Origin of the sequence: Hylemonella gracilis (assembly GCF_004328645.1) — a bacterium.
GTDB lineage: Bacteria > Pseudomonadota > Gammaproteobacteria > Burkholderiales > Burkholderiaceae_C > Hylemonella > Hylemonella gracilis_B.
Genome location: NZ_CP031395.1, coordinates 1,862,780 through 1,884,199, shown reverse-complemented (window position 1 = coordinate 1,884,199; position 21,420 = coordinate 1,862,780). Strand labels below are relative to the sequence as shown.

General features: G+C 66.7%; 16 protein-coding genes and 2 pseudogenes. 13 read left to right on the top strand and 5 right to left on the bottom strand.

All coding sequences use genetic code 11. From position 1 onward, the window contains the following. Positions 1-14 precede the first annotated feature (14 nt). The 13 genes and pseudogenes from DW355_RS08915 (at position 15) to dgoD (ending at position 16,122) form a co-directional block, all read left to right on the top strand. Positions 15-1,466 (top strand): aldehyde dehydrogenase family protein, encoded by a 1,452-nt coding sequence (locus tag DW355_RS08915; protein ID WP_131279388.1) that lies wholly within the window; start codon positions 15-17, stop codon positions 1,464-1,466. A gap of 36 nt (positions 1,467-1,502) precedes the next feature. Beyond that, complete coding sequence (locus DW355_RS08910) at positions 1,503-2,465, top strand: ABC transporter substrate-binding protein (RefSeq protein WP_131279386.1); 963 nt, start codon at positions 1,503-1,505, stop codon at positions 2,463-2,465. A 177-nt stretch (positions 2,466-2,642) separates the two neighbouring features. Then, positions 2,643-3,722, top strand: coding sequence for a multiple monosaccharide ABC transporter substrate-binding protein (gene chvE / locus DW355_RS08905; RefSeq protein WP_131279384.1), 1,080 nt, complete (start codon positions 2,643-2,645; stop codon positions 3,720-3,722). Between the two features lie 31 nt (positions 3,723-3,753). Next, positions 3,754-5,268 (top strand): multiple monosaccharide ABC transporter ATP-binding protein, encoded by a 1,515-nt coding sequence (gene mmsA, locus DW355_RS08900; RefSeq protein ID WP_131279382.1) that lies wholly within the window; start codon positions 3,754-3,756, stop codon positions 5,266-5,268. A 2-nt stretch (positions 5,269-5,270) separates the two neighbouring features. Further along, positions 5,271-6,503, top strand: coding sequence for a multiple monosaccharide ABC transporter permease (gene mmsB, locus DW355_RS08895; RefSeq protein ID WP_131279380.1), 1,233 nt, complete (start codon positions 5,271-5,273; stop codon positions 6,501-6,503). 243 nt (positions 6,504-6,746) lie between these two features. Then, complete coding sequence (locus DW355_RS08890) at positions 6,747-8,294, top strand: sugar ABC transporter ATP-binding protein (RefSeq protein WP_131279378.1); 1,548 nt, start codon at positions 6,747-6,749, stop codon at positions 8,292-8,294. Continuing rightward, the gene (locus DW355_RS08885) at positions 8,287-9,333 is read left to right on the top strand and encodes an ABC transporter permease (protein ID WP_131279376.1); all 1,047 of its coding nucleotides are present in this window, start codon (positions 8,287-8,289) and stop codon (positions 9,331-9,333) included. The genes DW355_RS08890 and DW355_RS08885 overlap by 8 nt, the downstream gene beginning before the upstream one ends. A gap of 92 nt (positions 9,334-9,425) precedes the next feature. Further along, positions 9,426-10,385: a galactofuranose ABC transporter, permease protein YjfF gene (gene yjfF / locus DW355_RS08880; RefSeq protein WP_242671347.1), complete on the top strand. Its 960-nt coding sequence runs from the start codon at positions 9,426-9,428 to the stop codon at positions 10,383-10,385. 24 nt (positions 10,386-10,409) lie between these two features. Continuing rightward, positions 10,410-12,146, top strand: coding sequence for an IlvD/Edd family dehydratase (locus DW355_RS08875; protein ID WP_131279371.1), 1,737 nt, complete (start codon positions 10,410-10,412; stop codon positions 12,144-12,146). A gap of 193 nt (positions 12,147-12,339) precedes the next feature. Beyond that, a complete protein-coding gene (locus DW355_RS08870) occupies positions 12,340-13,272 on the top strand; it encodes a dihydrodipicolinate synthase family protein (RefSeq protein WP_131279369.1) in 933 nt (310 codons plus the stop codon). 6 nt (positions 13,273-13,278) lie between these two features. After that, positions 13,279-14,328: a 2-dehydro-3-deoxygalactonokinase gene (locus DW355_RS08865; protein ID WP_131279367.1), complete on the top strand. Its 1,050-nt coding sequence runs from the start codon at positions 13,279-13,281 to the stop codon at positions 14,326-14,328. Beyond that, positions 14,325-14,977 (top strand): annotated as a pseudogene (locus tag DW355_RS08860) (2-dehydro-3-deoxy-6-phosphogalactonate aldolase). The gene DW355_RS08865 and the pseudogene DW355_RS08860 overlap by 4 nt, the downstream one beginning before the upstream one ends. After that, positions 14,974-16,122 (top strand): galactonate dehydratase, encoded by a 1,149-nt coding sequence (dgoD, locus tag DW355_RS08855; protein ID WP_131279365.1) that lies wholly within the window; start codon positions 14,974-14,976, stop codon positions 16,120-16,122. The pseudogene DW355_RS08860 and the gene dgoD overlap by 4 nt, the downstream one beginning before the upstream one ends. A 61-nt stretch (positions 16,123-16,183) precedes the next feature. Here the strand turns inward: dgoD and DW355_RS08850 are convergent, their stop codons facing one another. The 5 genes and pseudogenes from DW355_RS08850 to DW355_RS08830 all read right to left on the bottom strand — a co-directional run bounded on the left by DW355_RS08850 (position 16,184) and on the right by DW355_RS08830 (position 21,405). Continuing rightward, positions 16,184-17,764, bottom strand: a complete 1,581-nt coding sequence (locus tag DW355_RS08850) for a methyl-accepting chemotaxis protein (RefSeq protein WP_131279363.1) — start codon at positions 17,762-17,764, stop codon at positions 16,184-16,186. A gap of 153 nt (positions 17,765-17,917) precedes the next feature. Continuing rightward, positions 17,918-19,026, bottom strand: a pseudogene (gene dinB / locus DW355_RS08845) (DNA polymerase IV). Positions 19,027-19,140: 114 nt separating this feature from the next. Beyond that, on the bottom strand, positions 19,141-20,295 hold the full coding sequence (locus DW355_RS08840) for an alpha-hydroxy acid oxidase (protein WP_131279361.1): 1,155 nt from the start codon (positions 20,293-20,295) through the stop codon (positions 19,141-19,143). A gap of 97 nt (positions 20,296-20,392) precedes the next feature. Beyond that, positions 20,393-20,839: a VOC family protein gene (locus DW355_RS08835; protein ID WP_131279359.1), complete on the bottom strand. Its 447-nt coding sequence runs from the start codon at positions 20,837-20,839 to the stop codon at positions 20,393-20,395. Positions 20,840-20,907: 68 nt separating this feature from the next. Beyond that, positions 20,908-21,405: a hemerythrin domain-containing protein gene (locus DW355_RS08830; RefSeq protein ID WP_131279357.1), complete on the bottom strand. Its 498-nt coding sequence runs from the start codon at positions 21,403-21,405 to the stop codon at positions 20,908-20,910. Positions 21,406-21,420 lie beyond the last annotated feature (15 nt).

Sequence of the window (21,420 nt, the reverse complement as noted above, 5' to 3'; positions counted from 1 at the left end):
AAGGCGACAGTTTCATGAAACCTGGTGAGATCCAACCCAACCCCCGGCATTACATCAACGGGCGTTGGGTGAGCGGCAGCACCACGGGCATCAGCAGCAACCCCTCGGACACGCGCGAGGTGGTGGCCGAATACGCCCGGGCCGACCGCAACCAGGCCGAGGAGGCCGTCCGGGCCGCCGCCGACGCCCTGCCCTCCTGGAGCCTGAGCAGCCCGCAACGCCGCGCCGATGCACTGGACCAGATCGGCAGTGAAATCCTGGCGCGCAAGGACGAACTGGGCACCCTGCTGGCGCGCGAGGAAGGCAAGACCCTGCCCGAGGCGACGGGCGAGGTGGCTCGCGCCGGGCAGATCTTCAAATTCTTCGCGGGCGAGGCCCTGCGCGTGCCGGGCGAGACCATGGCCTCGGTGCGCCCCGGCGTGCAGGTGGACGTGACACGTGAACCCGTGGGCGTGGTGGGCCTGATCACCCCCTGGAACTTTCCCTTCGCGATTCCAGCCTGGAAGATCGCACCCGCCCTGGCCTATGGCAACACCGTGGTGTTCAAGCCGGCCGAACTGGTGCCCGCCTGCGGTTGGGCCCTGACCGAGATCATCAGCCGCAGCGGACTGCCCGCGGGCGTCTTCAACCTCGTCATGGGCAGCGGCCGGGAAGTCGGCCAGACCCTGGTGGACCACCCCCTGGTCAACGCGCTGAGCTTCACGGGCTCGGTGCCCACGGGCGAACGCATCCTGCAGGCGGCCAGCGCGCGGCGCGCCAAGGTGCAACTGGAAATGGGCGGCAAGAACCCGCTGGTGGTGCTGGCCGACGCCGACCTGGAGCAGGCCGTGGACTGCGCGCTGCAAGGCGCGTATTTCTCCACCGGTCAGCGCTGCACGGCGTCCAGCCGCCTGATCGTGGAAGCCAAGGTGCATGACGCCTTCGTGGCCCGGTTGCGCCAGCGCTTGGTGGATCTGAAGGTCGGCCACGCTCTGGAACGCGGCATCGAGATGGGCCCCGTGGTCGACAAGAACCAGCTCGACCAGGACTTGGCCTACGTCGAGATCGCGCGCAACGAGGGCGCCGAGCATGTCTGGGGCGGTGACCGCCTGGAGCGCGCCACGCCCGGGCATTACATGAGCCCCGCGCTCTTCCTGGCCCGGCCCGAGCACCGCATCGCGCGCGAGGAGGTGTTCGGCCCGGTGGCCTGCGTGCTGCGCGCCGAGGACTATGACCATGCCCTGGCCCTGGCCAATGACACGCCCTTCGGCCTGTGCGCAGGCCTCTGCACCACCTCGCTCAAGCACGCCATGCACTTCAAGCGCCACGCGGACGTGGGCATGACCATGGTCAATCTGCCCACCGCGGGGGTGGATTTCCACGTGCCCTTCGGTGGACGCAAGGCCTCCAGCCACGGGCCACGCGAACAGGGCCGTTACGCCGCCGAGTTTTTCACCACGGTCAAGACCGGCTACATGCTGGCCTGATCCCTTTTCTCACTTCAACAACCAGGAGACAAAACCATGAGATTCAACCGCCGCATCCTCACACTGGCCCTGGCCTGCGCGCCGCTGGCCTCCCTGTCCACCGGCGCCTGGGCTCAGAAGCCGCTCGTGATGGGCTTCAGCCAGGTTGGCGCCGAAAGCGAATGGCGCACGGCCAACACCGAGTCCATCAAGTCGGCCGCGAAGGAAGCCGGTATCGAACTCAAGTTCTCCGACGCCCAGCAGAAGCAGGAAAACCAGATCAAGGCCATCCGCTCCTTCATCGCGCAGAAGGTGGACGTGATCGCCTTCTCGCCCGTGGTCGAGTCGGGCTGGGAACCGGTGCTGCGCGAAGCCAAGGCCGCCAAGATCCCGGTGATCCTGACCGACCGCGCGGTCAACGTGAAGGACAAGTCCCTGTACGTCACCTTCATTGGTTCCGACTTCGTCGAGGAAGGCCGCAAGGCGGGCCGCTGGCTGGTCGAGAAGATGAAGGACCAGAAGGGCGAGGTCAACATCGTGGAACTGCAGGGCACCGTGGGCTCCGCCCCCGCGATCGACCGCAAGAAGGGCTTCGAGGAAATCATCAAGGCCGATCCGAAGTTCAAGATCATCCGCTCGCAGACCGGTGATTTCACGCGCGCCAAGGGCAAGGAGGTGATGGAAGCCTTCCTGAAGGCCGAGGGCAAGAAGATCAACGTGCTGTACGCGCACAACGACGACATGGCCATCGGCGCGATCCAGGCCATCGAGGAAGCGGGCCTCAAGCCAGCCAAGGACATCACCATCATTTCCATCGACGCGGTCAAGGGCGCCTTCGAGGCCATGATCGCCGGCAAGCTCAACGTGAGCGTGGAGTGCAGCCCGCTGCTGGGCCCGCAATTGATGGCCGCCGCCAAGGACGTCAAGGCCGGCAAGCCGGTGCAGAAGCGCATCGAGACCAAGGAAGGCATCTTCCCCATGGAAACGGCCGCGCAGGAATTCCCCAAGCGCAAGTACTGATCGGACCCGCGCCGAGCGAAATGCATTGACCTGACTGGTTGATCCCGGGCGTCCCTGGACGCACGGTGATCGTTCCGGTCACGCCGGCCCGGGCTCGACCCGGGCCGGGACACAGGCCCACCGACGCGCATCCCGCGCACGGCGCGGCGACCCACAACAAACAAGCAGGAGACTGACATGAAACGCACCACCCTCAAGGCCGCGCTGGCCACCCTCACCCTGGGCGTGCTTGGCACCCTGGGCCTCGCGCACACCGCGTCCGCGCAAGACAAAGGCAGCATCGGCATCTCGATGCCGACCAAGTCCTCGTCGCGCTGGATCGCCGACGGCGACAACATGGTCAAGGTGCTCAAAGCGCGCGGCTACCGCACGGAACTGCAGTACGCGGAAGACGACATCCCGAACCAGCTGGCCCAGATCGAGAACATGATCACCAAGGGCGTGAAGGTGCTGGTGATCGCCTCCATCGATGGCACCACGCTGTCGCGCGTGCTGCAGAACGCGGCCGACAAGGGCATCAAGGTCATCGCCTACGACCGGCTGATCCGCGGCTCGAAGAACGTGGACTACTACGCGACCTTCGACAACTTCCAGGTCGGTGTGCTGCAGGCCGGCTCCATCGTCGACAAGCTGGGGCTGAAGCAGGGCAAGGGCCCGTTCAACATCGAGCTGTTCGGTGGCTCGCCTGACGACAACAACGCCTACTTCTTCTATGACGGCGCCATGAGCGTGCTGCAACCCTACATTGACAGCGGCAAGCTGGTGGTGCGCAGCAAGCAGACCGGCATGAACAAGGTCGGCACGCTGCGCTGGGACGGCGCGGTTGCGCAAGCGCGCATGGACAACCTGCTCTCGGCCTTCTACGGCAAGGAAAAAGTCCACGCCGTGCTGTCGCCCTACGATGGCCTGTCCATCGGCATCCTGTCCTCGCTCAAGGGCGTGGGCTACTGCACGGCGCAGCAGCCCTGCCCGGTGGTCAGCGGCCAGGACGCGGAGATCCCGTCCGTCAAATCCATCCTGAAGGGCGAGCAGCACTCCACCGTGTTCAAGGACACGCGTGAACTGGCCAAGGTCGCCGCGAACATGGTGGACGCCGTGCTGTCCGGCAAGAACCCCGAGATCAACGACAACAAGACCTACAACAACGGCGTGAAGGTGGTGCCCTCTTACCTGCTCAAGCCGGTGGCGGTGGATGCCTCCAACTGGAAGGCCATCCTGGTCGGCAGCGGCTACTACACCGAAGCCCAGGTCAAGTAAGCCTGATAGCGACTAACGGAGCGTTTGCGTCATGCTGCTCGAGATGCGGAACATCCGCAAGACCTTCGCCGGCGTGGTGGCCCTGGACAGGGTGAACCTGCAGGTCCAGGCCGGCGAGATCCATGCCATCGTTGGTGAGAACGGTGCCGGAAAATCCACGCTGATGAAGGTGCTGTCCGGCATCCATTCCCATGGCAGTTACGGCGGGGAAATCTTCTTCGACGGGCAGGAACGCCGCTTCGAGAGCGTGCGCGACAGCGAGCACCTGGGGGTCATCATCATCCATCAGGAGCTCGCGCTCGTGCCCCTGCTCTCCATCGCCGAGAACATCTTTCTCGGCAAGGAGACGGCTCGGCACGGTGTGATCGACTGGATGGTCGCGCACAGCAAGACGCAAGCGCTGCTGAAGAAAGTCGGGCTGCGGGAGCCCTCGGACGCCCTGGTCGGTCACCTCGGCATCGGCAAGCAGCAACTGGTGGAAATCGCCAAGGCGCTGTCACGCGAAGTCAGGTTGCTGATCCTCGACGAGCCCACCGCCAGCCTGAACGAGGAGGACAGCCAGGCCCTGCTCGACCTGCTGCTGGAGCTCAAGGCGCAGGGCATCACCTGCATCCTGATCTCGCACAAGCTCAACGAGATCGCCCGCGTGGCCGACGCCATCACCGTGCTGCGCGACGGCAGCACGGTGGAGACGCTGGACTGCCGCGCCGACCCGGTCAGCGAAGACCGCGTGATCCAGGCCATGGTCGGGCGCAAGATGGAAGACCGCTACCCGCGTCGCCAGCCTCGCATCGGCGAGACGGCCTTCGAGGTGCGCGATTGGCGCGTGCACCATCCGCAACGCGGTGACGTCTTCATCAAGGGCATCGACCTGCAGGTGAAGCGCGGCGAGATCGTGGGCATCGCCGGACTGATGGGCGCGGGCCGCACGGAACTGGCGATGAGCATCTTCGGCCGATCCTGGGGCCAACGCATCAGCGGCCAGGTGCTGCTCAACGGTCAGCCCATCGACGTGAGCACGGTGGGCAAGGCCATCCGCCACGGCCTGGCCTACCTCACCGAGGACCGCAAGGGCTACGGCCTGGTGCTGGACGAGGACATCCGCTTCAACATCTCGCTGGCGCGGCTTGAAGGCGTCTCCAGCGCGGCGGTGATCGACGATGCGCGCGAACATCAGGTCGCGCAGGATTACCGCGACCGGCTGCGCATCCGCTGTCCGGGCGTGGACCAGAAGACGGTCCACCTCTCGGGTGGCAACCAGCAGAAAGTGGTGCTGAGCAAATGGCTCTTCACCAACCCCGAGGTGCTCATCCTCGACGAGCCCACGCGCGGCATCGACGTGGGCGCCAAGTACGAAATCTATACCCTCATCGCGCAACTGGCCCAGGAGGGCAAGTGCGTGATCGTGATCTCCTCGGAGCTTCCCGAGCTGCTCGGCATCTCGGATCGGATCTACGTGATGGACGAAGGGCGCTTCGTCGCCGAGATGCCCACGGCCGAAGCCTCCCAGGAAAAGATCATGCGAGCCATCGTGAAAACCACCTGACCATGTCCCAGCCTCCCGTCTCCGCCCAGCCCACCCCGAGCCCTGCCCTGCCCTTGCCCTTGCCCGCGCACGCGGGCCGTTCCGTGCTCGATCACCTGAAGCAGAATTTCCGCGAGTACGGCATGTTGATCATGCTGATCGCCATCATGGCCTTCTTCCAGGTAATGACCGAGGGCACGCTGATGCAGCCGCTGAACCTCACCAACCTGGTGCTGCAGAACAGCTACATCGTCATCATGGCGCTGGGCATGCTGCTGGTGATCGTGGCGGGCCACATCGACCTCTCGGTGGGTTCCGTCTGCGGTTTCATCGGCGCGCTGGCGGCCGTTTTGATGGTGCAGTACGACTGGCATTTCCTCCCGGCCACCCTGGTCTGCCTGCTGTGCGGCGGCCTGATCGGTGCCATCCAGGGCTGGTTCGTGGCCTTCTCGCGCATCCCTTCCTTCATCGTCACGCTGGCGGGCATGCTGGTCTTCAAGGGCCTGGCGCTGGCGCTGCTGGCGGGCCAATCGGTGGGACCGTTCCCCGATGCCTTCCAGATGCTCAGCTCGGGCTTCATCCCCGACCTCTTCGACGCGGAGAACCTGCGCCTCACCTCCCTGCTGCTGGGCGTGGCCGCGGCGGCGGCCCTGACCCTGGCGGTGCTGCGCTCACGCGCCAAACGCCTGCGCCACGGCATGCAGGTCGAGCCCGCGGCCCTGTTCCTCCTCAAGACCGCCGTGTTCGCCGCCCTGCTCATCTATTTCAGCTACCTGCTGGCCTCCTACAAGGGCCTGCCCAATGTGCTGGTCGTGATGGCGGTGCTGATCGTGCTGTTCGACTTCGTCACCAGCCGCACCACCGTGGGCCGGCGTCTGTACGCCATGGGCGGCAATGAGAAGGCGGCCAAGCTCTCCGGCATCAAGACCGAGCGCCTGGCCTTCTACGCCTTCGTCAACATGGGCGTGCTGGCCGCCCTGGCCGGGCTGGTGTTCGCCGCCCGCCTGAACACGGCCACGCCCAAGGCCGGCCTGGGCTTCGAGCTGGACGTGATCGCCGCCTGCTTCATCGGCGGTGCCTCGGCCTCGGGGGGCGTGGGCAAGGTGCTGGGCGCGGTGATCGGCGCCTTCGTGATGGGCGTGATGAACAACGGCATGTCCATCCTGGGCATCGGCATCGACTACCAGCAGGTCATCAAGGGCGTGGTGCTGCTGGCGGCCGTGCTGGTCGACGTGTACGGCAAGAACAAGGCCTGAAATGAAGCACCCCCTGAGTCGCTTCGCGCCTCGGTGCCACCGCCAGAGGCAGTGGCTCTTCGGGCACGTCCAAGCCTGCGCAGGCAGGCTTGGAGCCGCGGCCCTCAGCCCCTCTCTCCTATTGCTTCGCAATCTGGGAGGGGGACGCCCCCAGTGCGGCGAGGCGGCCCTTGCACGGGGGCACTGGCCTGTGCAGCGCCTTTTGGGTGGTCTGTACGGACAACCTCGACTGTCTGAAACACCATGAGCAGCCTATCCCGAACGCCCGTGCTGGAACTGACCGGCATCCACAAGCAGTTCGCCGGCATCTCGGTGCTGCGCGACGTGCAACTGCGCCTCTACCCCGGCGAGATCCACGCATTGATGGGCCAGAACGGCGCGGGCAAATCCACGCTGATCAAGGTGCTCACCGGCGCGATCCCGCCCAGCGGCGGACAGTTGCGGCTGGCGGGAGCTGAGTCAGCTGGCGAGCCGATCTCCGCTTGGCCCGAATCGCCCCTGGCCGCCCAACGCCTGGGCATCAGCACGGTCTACCAGGAAGTCAACCTCTGCCCCAACCTCTCGGTGGCGGAAAACATCTTCGCGGGCCGCTACCCGCGCAAGGGCCTGATCCAGGGCAGGCGCATCGACTGGACCGCGGTGAACCAGCGCGCGCGTGAGCTGGTGGCCCGCGTGGGCCTGGACATCGACGTAACGCGACTGCTCTCGGACTACCCGGTGGCGGTGCAGCAACTGGTGTCCATCGCCCGTGCCCTGAGCATCGAATCCCGCGTCCTGATACTTGACGAGCCCACGTCCAGCCTGGACGACGAGGAAGTGCGCAAGCTCTTCGAGGTGCTGCGCCGCCTGCGCGACGAAGGGCTGGCCATCGTCTTCGTCACGCACTTCCTGAACCAGGTTTACGCCATCTCGGATCGCATCACCGTGCTGCGCAACGGCACTTGGGTGGGGGAATGGCCGGCGCGCGAGTTGCCCGCGCCGGCCTTGATCGCGGCCATGCTGGGCCGCGAACTGATAGCCACCTCCGCCAGCAGGCAGGCCACGCCGGACTACGACGCGGCCACCCCCGCGCTGCTGCATGCCGAGGGCCTGGGCCAGAGCGGCCAGCTCCAGCCCATCGACCTGCACCTGCGCCCGGGCGAGGTGGTCGGTCTGGCCGGGCTGCTGGGCGCCGGACGCACCGAGCTGGCGCGCCTGCTGTTCGGGCTGGACCTGCCGGACCGGGGCGTGCTGCGCGTGGACGGCCAGGTGGTGAGCTTCTCCAACCCCATGGATGCCATCCGCCACGGCCTCGCCCTGTGTCCGGAGGAACGCAAGACCGATGGCATCGTCGCGGACCTGTCCGTGCGCGAGAACATCGCACTGGCCTTGCAGGCGCGCCGGGGCATGGGCCGTTTCCTCTCGCGCGCCGAACAGAGCGCGCTGGCGGATCGTTACGTCCAGCTGCTGGGCATCAAAACGGCGAGCGTGGAGACGCCCATCGGCCTGCTGTCCGGCGGCAACCAGCAAAAGGCCATCCTGGCGCGCTGGCTCGCCACCGAGCCGCGCCTGCTGATCCTGGACGAACCCACGCGAGGCATCGACGTGGCCGCCAAGCAGGAAATCATGGAGCAGATCCTGCGCTTGGCGCAGGCCGGCATGGCCGTGCTCTTCATCTCGTCCGAAATGAGCGAGGTGGTGCGTGTCGCGCACCGCATCGTGGTGCTGCGCGACCGCCAGAAGGTCGGGGAATTGCCCGCGGGCAGCAGCGAGGACGCCGTCTACGAACTGATCGCTTCTGAACATGCCTGAGACCACCTCCCGTCCCTGGGCTCGCGTGCTGCGCCATCGCCTGGCCTGGCCTCTGCTGACCCTGCTGTTGCTGCTGATCGTGAACACGGCCTTCAACGACAGCTTCCTGCGCATCGAGTGGCGCGGCGGCCATCTGTACGGTAGCCTGATCGACATCCTGAACCGGGCCGCGCCCTTGGTGCTGGTCTCGCTGGGCATGACGATGGTGATCGCCACGCGCGGCATCGACATCTCGGTGGGCGCGGTGGTGGCCATCGCCGCCGCCGTGGCCGCCTGGATGATCGGCGGCTCGGTCGCGGGCGACGAAAGCCGCTTCCCCCTGCCCCTGGCCCTGCTGGGCGCGGTGGGCGTGGCCACGCTGTGCGGCCTGTGGAACGGCGTGCTGGTGGCGCGCATCGGCATGCAGCCCATCATCGCCACGCTGATCCTGATGGTGGCGGGCCGCGGCATCGCCCAGCTCATCACCGACGGGCAGATCATCACCATCTACTACAAGCCCTATTTCTTCCTGGGCGGCGGGTATCTGGCCGGCCTGCCCTTCTCGCTCTTCGTGGTGGCCGCCGTCTTCGCGCTGCTCTACCTGGCCGTCACGCGCACGGCGCTGGGCCTGTTCATCCAGGCCGTGGGCATCAACCCGTCCGCGGCGCGCGTGGCCGGCGTGCGATCCGGGCGCCTGATCCTGGGTGCCTACGTGTTCTGCGGCGTCTGCGCGGGCATCGCCGGGCTGCTGATCAGCTCCAACGTGAAGAGCGCCGATGGCAACAACGCCGGACAACTGCTGGAACTCGACGCCATCCTGGCGGTGACCCTGGGCGGCACGTCGCTCCTGGGCGGGCGCTTCAGCCTGGTGGGCAGCGTGATCGGCGCGCTGATCATCCAGACCCTGACCTACGCTATCTACTCGCTCGGGGTTCCGCCCGAAATCAACCTGGTGGTCAAGGCCGCTGTCGTGTTCCTCGTGATGCTGCTGCAGTCACCCGAGTTCCGCGCCGAGCTGGGCCTGCTGGTCCGCCGCGGAACGGCGAAGGAGGCCTGGTGATGCACGCCTCGTCCCCGTCCTCCCCGCTTTCCCCGGTCGCCGTCGAAGTCATCCCGGCGAAGACCGGGCCCTCGACGTCCAGGTTCCCGGGCATGAACGCCAAGTACTTTCCGCTCGCGGCCACCATCACACTGTTCGTGCTCATGGCCACCCTAGGCTCGCTGCTCTATCCGGGCTTCTTCTCGGCCCAGGTCTTCCTGAACCTGCTGATCGACAACGCCTTCCTGATCATCGTCGCGATCGGCATGACCTTCGTGATCCTGTCCGGCGGCATCGACCTGTCGGTGGGTTCGGTGGTGGCCCTGAGCACCATGGTGCTGGCGACCCTGGTCGAACAGCATGGCTGGAGCCCGCTGGCGGCCATCCCGCTGGTGCTCGTCATGGGCGCGATCTTCGGCGCCTTCATGGGTTTCCTCATCCATCGCTTCCGGCTGCAGCCCTTCGTGGTCACGCTGGCCGGCATGTTCCTGGCCCGGGGCCTGTGCTACCTGATCAGCATCGACTCGATCACCATCAGCCACGAAGGCTATTCCGAACTGGCCCAGTGGCGCCTGCACCTGAGTGAAAACGCCTCGCTCTCTCTGGGGTCGCTGATCGCCATCGCCTTGTTGCTGGCCGCCATCTTCGTCGCCCACTGCACGCCCTTCGGCCGCGCGGTGTATGCCATCGGTGGCAGCGAATCGTCGGCCCTGCTGATGGGTCTGCCGGTGGGCCGCACCTTGGTGGGGGCCTACCTGCTGTCGGGTTTCTGCTCGGCGCTGGGTGGGGTGGTCTTCACTTTCTACATGCTCTCCGGCTACGGCCTGCACGCCACCGGCATGGAACTGGACGCGATCGCGGCCGTCGTCATCGGCGGCACCCTGCTGACCGGCGGCGTGGGCTACGTGGCCGGCACCCTGTTCGGCGTGCTGACCCTGGGCGTGATTCAGACGCTGATTTCCTTCGATGGAACGCTCAGCTCCTGGTGGACGCGCATCGTCGTCGGCGTGCTGTTGCTCATCTTCTGCCTGCTGCAGCGCGTGCTGGTGCGCAGGCCGGCCCAATCCATCTGATTTCCTTCTTCTTTTCTTTCCATCATGACCACCCCCACGAAAAAGAAACTCCGTTCCACGGAATGGTTCGGAACCGCCGACAAGAACGGCTTCATGTACCGCAGCTGGATGAAGAACCAAGGCATCCCGGACCATGAGTTCGACGGCCGCCCCATCATCGGTATCTGCAACACCTGGTCGGAGCTCACACCCTGCAACGCGCATTTCCGCAAGATCGCCGAGCACGTCAAGCGTGGCATCTACGAGGCCGGTGGCTTCCCGGTGGAGTTCCCGGTGTTCTCCAACGGCGAATCCAATCTGCGCCCCACGGCCATGCTCACGCGCAACCTGGCCAGCATGGACGTGGAAGAGGCCATCCGCGGCAACCCCATCGATGCCGTGGTGCTGCTGGTGGGCTGCGACAAGACCACACCCGCCCTGCTGATGGGCGCGGCCAGCTGTGACGTGCCCGCCATCGTCGTCACGGGCGGCCCCATGCTCAACGGCAAGCTGGACGGCAAGGACATCGGCTCGGGCACGGCCGTCTGGCGCCTGCATGAGTCGCTGAAGGCGGGTGAGATCAACGAACACCAGTTCTTCGCGGCCGAGGCCGGCATGTCGCGCTCGGCCGGCACCTGCAACACCATGGGCACCGCCTCCACCATGGCCTGCATGGCCGAGGCACTGGGCACCTCGCTGCCGCACAATGCCGCCATTCCCGCCGTGGACGCACGCCGCTACGTGCTGGCCCACATGTCGGGCCGGCGCATCGTGGAGATGGCGCACGAAGGACTCACGCTGTCCAAGATCCTCACGCGCGAGGCCTTCGAGAACGCCATCCGCGCCAACGCGGCCATTGGCGGTTCGACCAATGCCGTGATCCACCTCAAGGCCATCGCCGGACGCATGGGCGTGCAGCTGGAGTTGGAGGACTGGACGCGCATCGGCCGCGGCACGCCCACCCTGGTGGACCTGCAGCCCTCGGGCCGCTTCCTGATGGAGGAGTTCTATTACGCCGGCGGCTTGCCGGCCGTGCTGCGGCGCCTGGGCGAAAACAAGCTGCTGCCGCACCCCAACGCGCTCACCGTCAATGGCAAGAGCCTCTGGGACAACGTGCGCGAAGCCCCGCAGTACAACGACGAGGTGATCCGCCCGATCGACAAGCCCCTGATCGCCGACGGGGGTATCTGCATCCTGCGCGGCAATCTGGCGCCGCGCGGCGCGGTGCTCAAGCCCTCGGCCGCCTCGCCTGAACTGCTCAAGCACCGGGGCCGCGCCGTGGTGTTCGAGAACCTGGAGCACTACAAGGAACGCATCGTCGATGAGAACCTGGACATCGACGCCAGCTGCGTGATGGTGATGAAGAACTGTGGCCCGCGCGGCTACCCCGGCATGGCCGAGGTGGGCAACATGGGTCTGCCGCCGAAGCTCCTGCGTCAGGGTGTGAAAGACATGGTGCGCATCTCCGACGCCCGCATGAGCGGCACGGCCTACGGCACGGTGGTGCTGCACGTGGCGCCCGAGGCCGCTGCGGGCGGCCCGCTGGCCGCCGTGCGCGACGGTGATTTCATCGAACTCGATTGCGAACAAGGTCGGCTGCACCTGGACATCAGCGAGGCCGAACTGGCCCAGCGCATGCAAGCGCTGAAAAACACCGACATGGGCGGACGCGGTGGCTACCAGCGCCTGTACGTGGACCACGTGTTGCAAGCCGACGAGGGCTGCGATTTCGACTTCCTGGTGGGCTGCCGCGGTGCCGCCGTGCCGCGCCACTCGCATTGAAATGGAACACCCCCCTGTGAGGCGCTTCGCGCCTTCCCCCGCTCTCGCAACGCCGCGCGTTGCGGGCGGGGGACGCTCCCAGTGGCCCGGCAAAGCCGGTTCCACGGGAGCCCTGGAGGGGCCTTTGTGCTCCGGGTGGACTGGTACATGCGACGCCACGTTCACGCTCTACTTTTGATTCACTGATCTGACCATGACTGCTTCCGCTCGCGCCCCGCGCTACCAAGGCATCTTCCCCGTGGTGCCGACCATCTTCCACGAGAACGGCGAACTCGACCTCGAAGGCCAGAAACGCTGCCTGGATTTCATGATCGACGCCGGCGTGGATGGCCTGTGCATCCTGGCCAACTTCTCCGAGCAGTTCTCGCTCTCCGACGAAGAGCGCGAAGTTCTGACCCGCACGGCGCTGACGCATGTGGCCGGGCGCGTACCCGTGATCGTCACCACCACCCACTACGGCACCGGGGTCTGCGCGACCCGCAGCCGGCGCGCGCAGGACCTGGGCGCGGCCATGGTGATGATCATGCCGCCCTACCACGGCGCCACTTTCCGCGTGCCCGAGGCGCAGATCCACGAGTTCTACGCGCGGGTCTCCGACGCCATCGACATTCCCATCATGGTGCAAGATGCGCCCGCCAGCGGCACGGTGCTGTCGGCCCCCTTCCTCGCGCGCATGGCGCAGGAGATCGAGCACCTGGCCTACTTCAAGATCGAAGTGCCCGGCGCGGCGAGCAAGCTGCGCGAGCTGATCCGCCTGGGCGGCGCGGCCATCGAAGGCCCCTGGGACGGCGAGGAGGCCATCACGCTGCTGGCCGACCTGGACGCAGGCGCCACCGGTGCCATGACGGGCGGCGGCTTTCCCGACGGCATCCGCCCCATCCTCGTGGCCCACCGCGAAGGCAAGGCCGACCTGGCGTTCGAGCTGTACCAGCGCTGGCTGCCCCTGATCAACCACGAGAACCGGCAGGGTGGCATCCTCACCGCCAAGGCCTTGATGAAGGCCGGCGGCGTGATCGCCTGCGACGCGGGCCGCCACCCCTTCCCGCCCATGCACCCCGAGGTGCGCCGCGGCCTGCTGGACATCGCACGCCGGCTTGATCCGCTGGTGCTGCGCTGGGCACGCTGAACCGTCATGACATCTCTTGACACCTCACGTACCACCGGCCTGATCGGGCTGGACTGGGGCACGACGTCCCTGCGCGCCTACCGCATGGACGCCGCGGGGCGGGTGCTGGAAACACGCCAGCGCCCCTGGGGCATCATGCGACTGCCGCAGACGCCCGAGGGCCACGCCGCGCCCAGAGCGGGTTTTGAACTGGCCTTCACCGAGAGCTGCGGCGACTGGCTGGATGCCGCGCCCACCTTGCCCGTGATCGCCTGCGGCATGGTCGGTAGCGCCCAGGGATGGAAGGAAGCGGCCTACCTGGACGTGCCGCTGCCGTTGACGCAGATCGGCACGCGATTGACCGTGATCGAGCGCCGAGGTCAGACGCCACGCACGCCGGTGCACGTGGTGCCCGGTTTGATCCAGCGCCAGGGCCTACCCAATGTGATGCGTGGCGAAGAGACCCAGGTCGTCGGCGCGGTGGCCGGACTGAGCGAGACTTGGACGGACGAGGAACTGCTGGTCGGCCTGCCCGGCACACACTCGAAATGGGTGAGCGTGAGCCCGGGGGCCGCAGCAGGCGGGACCCGCCCCGATGCCAGCGTGAGCCGCTTCGAGACCTTCATGACCGGCGAGGTCTACGCGGCCTTGCGCGAACACACGATCCTGGGCCGCACCATGAGCGCGGCCCCTGCCCCGGACCTGGCGGCCTTTGAACGCGGACTGCGCGTGGCCGCTGAACCCGCGGGCGCGGCCGGCCCCTTGTCGACCATTTTCAGCACCCGCACCTTGGGCCTGACCGGCGCCTTGCCCCCGACGTCCCAGGCCGACTACCTTTCCGGCCTGCTGATCGGTCACGAAGTCACCGCGCTGGCCGGTCTGCTGCGCGCGCGGCAGGCGCGACCGCGCATCCTGCTCTGCGGCGAAGCCGATCTGTGCCAGCGCTACACGCTGGCTTTGCGTCACCACGGCCTGCCTGAGCCAACGCTGGCGCAACAAGCCACCGAACGTGGGCTCTGGCGGCTGGCCCTCGCGGCCGGGCTGGTCCAGGCCGTCACCACGGAAGCCATCCCATGAGCCACTCTGACCTGCACACCGCCCTGGCCTCCTGCGGCCTGATCGCCATCCTGCGCGGCCTGCGCCCCAGCGAAGCCCCCGGCATCGGGCGCGCGCTGTACGACGCCGGCTTCCGCCTGATCGAGGTGCCCCTGAATTCACCCGATCCGCTGAACAGCATCCGCGCCCTGCGCAACACCCTGCCCCCGGATGGACGGGTTGGCGCGGGCACCGTGATCGATCCCGCGGACTGCCCACGCATCCTGCAGGCGGGAGGTGAGTTCATCGTCATGCCGCACAGCGACGCTGCCGTGATCCGCTCCGCGCGCGCCGCCGGCCTGGCCTGCTGCCCCGGCGTGGCGACGCTGACCGAGGCCTATGCGGCCCTGGCCGCGGGGGCCGACGCGCTCAAGCTCTTTCCCGCCGAGCAGCTCGGCCCCAAGGCGCTACAGGCCTGGCGCACCGTGCTGCGCCCACCCGTGGCCCTGCTGCCCGTGGGGGCATCACACCCTCGCACCTGGCCCCTTATGTGCAGGCCGGCGCCAGCGGCTTCGGCCTGGGTTCGGCCCTCTACAAGCCGGGCTTCGACGCCGCGGAAGTGGCCCGGCGCGCGCGCGACTTCGTCGCCGCGTGGCGCGAGGCCCGGGCCGATCGGGAGATCCTGGCATGAAGATCACCCGGCTGAGCACCTTCATCGTCCCGCCGCGCTGGTGCTTCCTGAAGATCGAGACCGACTCTGGCATCGTTGGCTGGGGTGAACCGGTGGTCGAGGGCCGCGCCCATTCCGTGGCCGCGGTCGTCGAGGAACTGGCCGACTACCTCGTAGGCAAGGACCCGCGCAACATCGAGGACCACTGGACGGTGCTGTACCGCGGCGGCTTCTACCGGGGCGGGGCCCTGCACATGAGCGCGCTGGCCGGCATCGACCAGGCCTTGTGGGACATCAAGGGCAAGCACCTGGGCGTGCCGGTGTCGCAACTGCTGGGCGGCAATGTGCGCGACAAGATCCGCGTCTATTCCTGGATCGGCGGCGATCGACCGGCCGACACCGCAGCAGCGGCCCGGCGCGCGGTGGAGCGCGGCTTCACCGCCGTCAAGATGAATGGCACCGAGGAACTGCAGTACATCGACAGCCACGACAAGGTCGACAAGTGCCTGGAGAACGTGGCCGCCGTGCGCGAGGCGGTGGGCCCACAGGTGGGCATCGGGGTGGACTTCCATGGGCGCGTGCACAAGCCCATGGCCAAGGTGCTCATCAAGGAACTGGCGCCTTACAAGCTGATGTTCATCGAGGAGCCCGTGCTCAGCGAGCACTACGAAGCGCTGAAGGAACTGGCGCCGCTGAGCGCCACGCCCATCGCCCTGGGCGAGCGCCTGTACTCACGCTGGGATTTCAAGCGCATCTTGTCCGAGGGCTATGTGGACATCATCCAGCCCGACCCCTCGCACGCGGGCGGCATCACCGAGACGCGCAAGATCGCGATGATGGCCGAGGCCTACGACGTGGCACTGGCCCTGCACTGCCCTCTGGGGCCGATCGCTCTGGCCACCTGCCTGCAACTCGACGCGGGCTGCTACAACGCCTTCATCCAGGAGCAGAGCCTGGGCATCCATTACAACGCCAGCAACGACCTGCTGGACTACGTGGTCAACCGCGAGGCCTTCGCCTACGAGAACGGCATGGTCACCATCCCGCAAGGCCCGGGACTGGGCATCGAGATCAACGAGGACTATGTGAAGGAACGCGCGGCGACGGGCCACCGCTGGCGCAACCCGGTCTGGCGGCACGCCGACGGCAGCTTCGCAGAATGGTGACGCAAGCGGCGCGTCCCGGACCAGGAGCGCCCGGGCGTTGATGTGCCGCCAATGATGCCGCCTACAGGCGGAACACCTGAACCGCGTGCGCCAGCGTGTCGGCACCGGATTTCAGGCCCGCGGAGGCGGTGGCGGATTCTTCCGCCAGGGCCGCGTTCTGCTGCGTGAGTTCGTCCAGGCGGTTGATGGCGTCGTTGACCTGCGCGACACCCAGGGTCTGCTCGTGTGCCGCGGTACTGATCTGGCCGATCAGCGCCCCCACTTCGCGCACGGCGGCCACCACATCCGAGATGGTCTGGTTCGCGTGCCGCATGCGCTCCGCGCCGGTGCCGATTTGGCTTGACGACTGAGCGATCAGGTCCCGGATCTGCTTGGCCGCCGCGCCGCTGCGCTGGGCCAGCGCGCGCACCTCGCTGGCCACGACAGCGAAGCCCTTGCCCGCGTCACCCGCGCGCGCGGCCTCCACGGCGGCGTTGAGCGCCAGCAGATTGGTCTGGAAGGCGATGCCCTCGATGGTGTTGACGATGTCGCCCATCTTGCCGGCAGACTGCTGGATCTGCCCCATCAGAACGCTCAGCTCCTGCACCGAGACGCCGCCCTGGGCCGCGACCTGGGTGCTGCGCTCGCTGTGGCCCAGGACCTCGACGGCAATCTGCGCGGTGTTCTTGATGGTGCCGGAGATCTCCTCCATCGAGGACGCCGTCTGCTCCAGGCTGCTGGCCTGCGATTCGGCGCGCACGGCCAGGTTCTGGCTGCCGTCGGCTAGTTCGCTTGCGGCGCTGTAGAAAGCGGCGGCCTGACTGTTCACGTCGCCGATCACGGCGCGCAGGTTGATCTGCACCTGACGCAGATTGCCCAGGGTGCGTGCCATGTCGCTGTAGGGGCTGTAGTCCAGCTCGGTCTTGAGGTTGCAGGCCGCCAGGTCGCGGGCAAAACGCTCCACCTGCCGCATCGGATGCACCAGGAACTTCTGAAACCAGGCCAGCATGATGCCGGTGCCCAGCAACAGGCCCGACAACTGCGCCAGCCCCGTGAACTCCATCCCCCAGCCCAGCCAGGCGCCCAGCCCCCAGGGCAGCATGCCCAGGGTGATCACCATCAGCAAGGCCGCGGCCATGCGCAGGGAGAGGCTGCGTTCGAACCAGCCCACGGTCAGGCTGCTGACCAGGCCCTTGAGGCCATGCCATTGGACGCGCCCATGCTCCAGATGGAAGCTGGGTCGATCGGCTTTGGTCTCTTCGTTGAGACGCTGATAAAGGGCTGCCGTGGCCTCGATCTCGGCACGGGAAGGTTTGGTGCGCACGGAGAGGTAGCCGATGGGCTTGCCGTCTTCCATGATAGGCGTGACGTTGGCACGCACCCAGTAGTGGCGCCCATCCTTGCGGCGGTTCTTGACCAGGCCGGTCCAGGGACGGCCGCGGCCAATGGTGCGCCACAGGTCGCGGAAGCCCTCGGCGGGCATGTCGGGGTGACGAACAATGTTGTGGTTCTCGCCGATCAGCTCCTCGGCGGCATACCCGCTGGTCTCGAAGAAGGCGGCGTTGCCGTGCACGATGTAGCCACGCGTGTCGGTCATGGACACCAGCATCACATGGGCTGGATAGTCGTACTCCTGATCGATGACGGGCAAATTGACGCGCACACGAACTCCTTGTTGCTGTTGATACGGTGACTGCTTATCGCTCACGCATTCTCGCTTGGGCGGCGCGCAAGTCTCTTCCCAGGAATCGATCCTAATGAGGAAATGCCTTGCCGTAAAACGGCTTCCGGAATTTGCACGCAGGTTTGATCCACATCAAACTTTGCGCAAGCCCCCCACCCGTACACCCAGCAGGCGAAAGCGGCGCTGCAGGTCCACGCGCTTGAGGCACAGCCCCGCGGCGCGCCGGATGGTCTGTGCGTCGGCGGTGTGGAAGTCCAGGGTCTGGTCGCGCGTGACACTCTTGAAATCCGCGTAGCGCAGCTTCACGCCAATGGTGCGGCCTTCGTAACCCTTGCGCTGCAGGTCGGCGGCCACGCGTTCGCACAGGCTGGTGAAGATGGCCGCCAGTTCGGCCTTGTCGCGCACGGCGTGCAGGTCGCGCTCGAAGGTGGTTTCGCGGCTCACGGACACCGGTTCGCTCTCGGTCACCACCGGGCGTTCATCACGCCCCCAGGCCGCTTCATGCAGCCAGGCACCATAGCTGCCGCCAAAGCGCTCGACCAGCTCGTCCCGAGGACGTGCCGCGAGTTCACCGATGGTCCCGATGCCCAGGGCCTGCAGCTTCTCGTCCGTCTTGGGGCCGATGCCATTGATCTTGCGGCAAGGCAGGGGCCAGATCTTTTCCTGCAGGTCCTCGGCCTGCACGATGGAAATGCCCTTGGGCTTGTTGAACTCACTCGCCATCTTGGCCAGCAGCTTGTTCGGGGCGACGCCGATGGAGCAAGTCAGGCCGGTGGCCTCGGCGATGCTTTTCTGGATCAGGTGCGCGAGCACGCGTCCGCCCTCGCGCTGCCCCCCGGCACCTCGGTGAAGTCGATGTAGACCTCGTCCACGCCGCGGTCTTCCATGACGGGCGCGATCTCGAGAATGATCTCCTTGAAGCGGCGCGAGTAGCGCCGGTACTCGTCGAAATCCACCGGCAGCAAGATGGCCTGCGGGCAGAGCTTGGCCGCCTTCATCAGGCCCATGGCCGAGCCCACGCCGAACTGGCGCGCCGCGTAAGTGGCGGTGGTGATGACACCGCGCCCCGTGTAATCCTTCAGGAGCGGGAAGGCTTCGACCGGAATCTCCGCCAGCGGCAAGCCTTCGTGCTGCTTCAGCAGGGCGTCGTCGGTGCGGCGGCGTGAGCCGCCGATGACCACGGGCAGACCCTTGAGCTGCGGGTAGCGCAGCAACTCCACGGATGCGTAAAACGCGTCCATGTCCAGATGGGCGATGCGCCGGGGCCGGGAACGCGTGGCCGCCGACCGCGCGGCTGGCGGCGGTGCCTCTTCCAGTGAAAAAAGTCCGGGTTCGGGCAAGGGCGGCCCCGACGGTCAGGCCTGGGGATAGGTCCCCGGCACCAGGATGCTGCGGTCCACGCCCTGCAGATTGCGGTGGCCGCAGAAGGCCATGGTCGTGTCCAGTTCCTTGTGCAGCATCTGCAGGGCCTTGGTGACGCCGGCCTCGCCCATGGCGCCCAGACCGTAGACCATGGCACGGCCGATCATCGTGCCCTTGGCGCCCAGGGCCCAGGCACGCAGCACGTCCTGACCGGAACGGATGCCGCCGTCCATCCACACTTCAATCTTCGAACCGACCTCGCTCACGATGGCCGGCAGCGCGGCAATGGACGAGGGCGCGCCATCCAACTGGCGTCCGCCATGGTTGCTGACCACGATGGCGTCGGCCCCGCTGGCCACGGCCAGCTTGGCGTCCTCCGCATCCATGATGCCCTTGAGGATGAGTTTGCCGCCCCATTGTTCCTTCACCCAGGCCACATCGGCCCAAGACAGGCGCGGGTCGAACTGCTCATGGGTCCAGACCGCCAGCGACTTCATGTCGCTCACGGCCTGCACATGGCCCACGAGGTTGCGGAAGGTGTGGCGGCGCGTGCCGGCCATGCCCAGGCACCAGCGCGGCTTGGTCATGAGGTTGAGGATGTTTTTCAGCGTGGGGCGCGGCGGCGCCGTCAGACCGTTCTTCAAGTCCTTGTGACGCTGCCCGATGACTTGCAGGTCCAGCGTGAGCACCAGGGCTGAACACTTGGCGTCCTTGGCGCGCTGGATCATGCGCTTCATGGCGTCGCGGTCGCGCATCATGTAGAGCTGGAACCAGAACGGCGCGCTGGTGTGCTCCGCGATGTCCTCGATGGAGCAGATGCTCATGGTCGAAAGCGTGAAGGGAATGCCGAATTTTTCCGCCGCGCGCGCCGCGTGGATCTCGCCATCGGCGTGCTGCATGCCCGTCAGCCCGACCGGGGCGATGGCCACCGGCATCTTGGCGTCGATGCCGATCATCTTGACCGCCGTGCTGCGGCCCTCCATGTTCACCGCCACACGCTGGCGGAACTTGATGGCCTGAAAATCGCCCTCGTTCGCGCGGTAGGTTCCCTCGGTCCAGGAACCGCTGTCCGCGTAGTCGTAGAACATGCGCGGCACGCGCTTTTCGGCCAGTCGGCGGAGGTCTTCGAGGTTCGTGATGACGGGCATGAAAGTTTCTGGTTGATCGACGAAGCGGGCATTATGTCCGCAGCATCACAGGCCCCCGGTGCGCCCGGATGTGCAACCCCGACGCGCCACCGAACGTTCAGGCTTGCCGCGGCGCGGCACCCTCCGCCGCATCCAGGACGCGCCCCCGACACACCGCAGCCAGCTTGTTGCCGTCCGGGTCACGCACATAGGCCGCGTAGAAATCGTCGTTGTACTGGGGTCGCAGGCCCGGCGCGCCCTCGGACACGCCACCGTGGGCCAAGGCCGCTGCATGGAAGGCGTCCACCTGAGACCAGGTAGCCGCCTTGAACGCGACCATGGTGCCATTGCCCGCGCTGGGCGGCTGGCCGTTGTAGGGCCGGCATAGCCACAGCGCCACTTCCTGCTGGCCCTGGTCTTCGTAAGTGCCCCAGCCCACCCAGCCGTCCCAGTCTTCCTCGCCCGGTGTTGCGCAGCGTTGCAAGCCCAAGGGGCCAAGCACAGCATCATAGAACCGGGCGGAGCGCTCAAGGTCCGATGCGCCGAAGCAGACGTAGGTGAACATGGTGAGTCGTCGATGCGGTCAAAAGAGAGCTAGGAACCTGCGCATCGCCGCCGCAATTTACCGCGAACTCAGGTACAGGACTCCCCCGGTGCATGGTGTGTACAGGCCAGGGTGGCTTCTTCACCCGCCTTCGGCGGCCCGGAATGAAAGGACTCCTCGCTGGTGTCGTAGCCCTTCTCCTGCAGATAGGCCACCAGCCCCGCGTCCATCGAATTGGCGTGACCGGGGAACCATTCAACCAGTGCCTCGATCATGCTGCCGATGTACTCGGTCTCTCCGGCCAGGGCACGGCGTTCCACTTCCTTCATCACGTCCAGCACGTTCTTGTGCTGGCTGAAGTGGCAGAAGTCGGGGGCGATGCCACACGCGAGCATCCAGCGTTCTTCCTGCCCGAAATGCTCGACCGTGTGCGCGACGAGTTGCTGGTAGACGATCAGCTTGTCCGCGGCCGCGGCCGCGGTCGTGGCGTTGACCAGGTCCACGAACTCCTGGTGCGTGTGGTCGGTGCGGGCGTCGCCGAGAGCGAGTTCGTCGCTCCAGTTCAGGGTGTTGGGAGACAGAGACATGGTTCCTCCAATGCT

Coding starts and splice junctions, on each gene's coding strand:
- DW355_RS08915 (WP_131279388.1), top strand. CDS start 15: ATGAAACCTGGTGAGATCCAACCCAACCCCCGGCATTACATCAACGGG.
- DW355_RS08910 (WP_131279386.1), top strand. CDS start 1,503: ATGAGATTCAACCGCCGCATCCTCACACTGGCCCTGGCCTGCGCGCCG.
- chvE (WP_131279384.1), top strand. CDS start 2,643: ATGAAACGCACCACCCTCAAGGCCGCGCTGGCCACCCTCACCCTGGGC.
- mmsA (WP_131279382.1), top strand. CDS start 3,754: ATGCTGCTCGAGATGCGGAACATCCGCAAGACCTTCGCCGGCGTGGTG.
- mmsB (WP_131279380.1), top strand. CDS start 5,271: ATGTCCCAGCCTCCCGTCTCCGCCCAGCCCACCCCGAGCCCTGCCCTG.
- DW355_RS08890 (WP_131279378.1), top strand. CDS start 6,747: ATGAGCAGCCTATCCCGAACGCCCGTGCTGGAACTGACCGGCATCCAC.
- DW355_RS08885 (WP_131279376.1), top strand. CDS start 8,287: ATGCCTGAGACCACCTCCCGTCCCTGGGCTCGCGTGCTGCGCCATCGC.
- yjfF (WP_242671347.1), top strand. CDS start 9,426: ATGAACGCCAAGTACTTTCCGCTCGCGGCCACCATCACACTGTTCGTG.
- DW355_RS08875 (WP_131279371.1), top strand. CDS start 10,410: ATGACCACCCCCACGAAAAAGAAACTCCGTTCCACGGAATGGTTCGGA.
- DW355_RS08870 (WP_131279369.1), top strand. CDS start 12,340: ATGACTGCTTCCGCTCGCGCCCCGCGCTACCAAGGCATCTTCCCCGTG.
- DW355_RS08865 (WP_131279367.1), top strand. CDS start 13,279: ATGACATCTCTTGACACCTCACGTACCACCGGCCTGATCGGGCTGGAC.
- dgoD (WP_131279365.1), top strand. CDS start 14,974: ATGAAGATCACCCGGCTGAGCACCTTCATCGTCCCGCCGCGCTGGTGC.
- DW355_RS08840 (WP_131279361.1), bottom strand. CDS start 20,295: ATGCCCGTCATCACGAACCTCGAAGACCTCCGCCGACTGGCCGAAAAG.
- DW355_RS08835 (WP_131279359.1), bottom strand. CDS start 20,839: ATGTTCACCTACGTCTGCTTCGGCGCATCGGACCTTGAGCGCTCCGCC.
- DW355_RS08830 (WP_131279357.1), bottom strand. CDS start 21,405: ATGTCTCTGTCTCCCAACACCCTGAACTGGAGCGACGAACTCGCTCTC.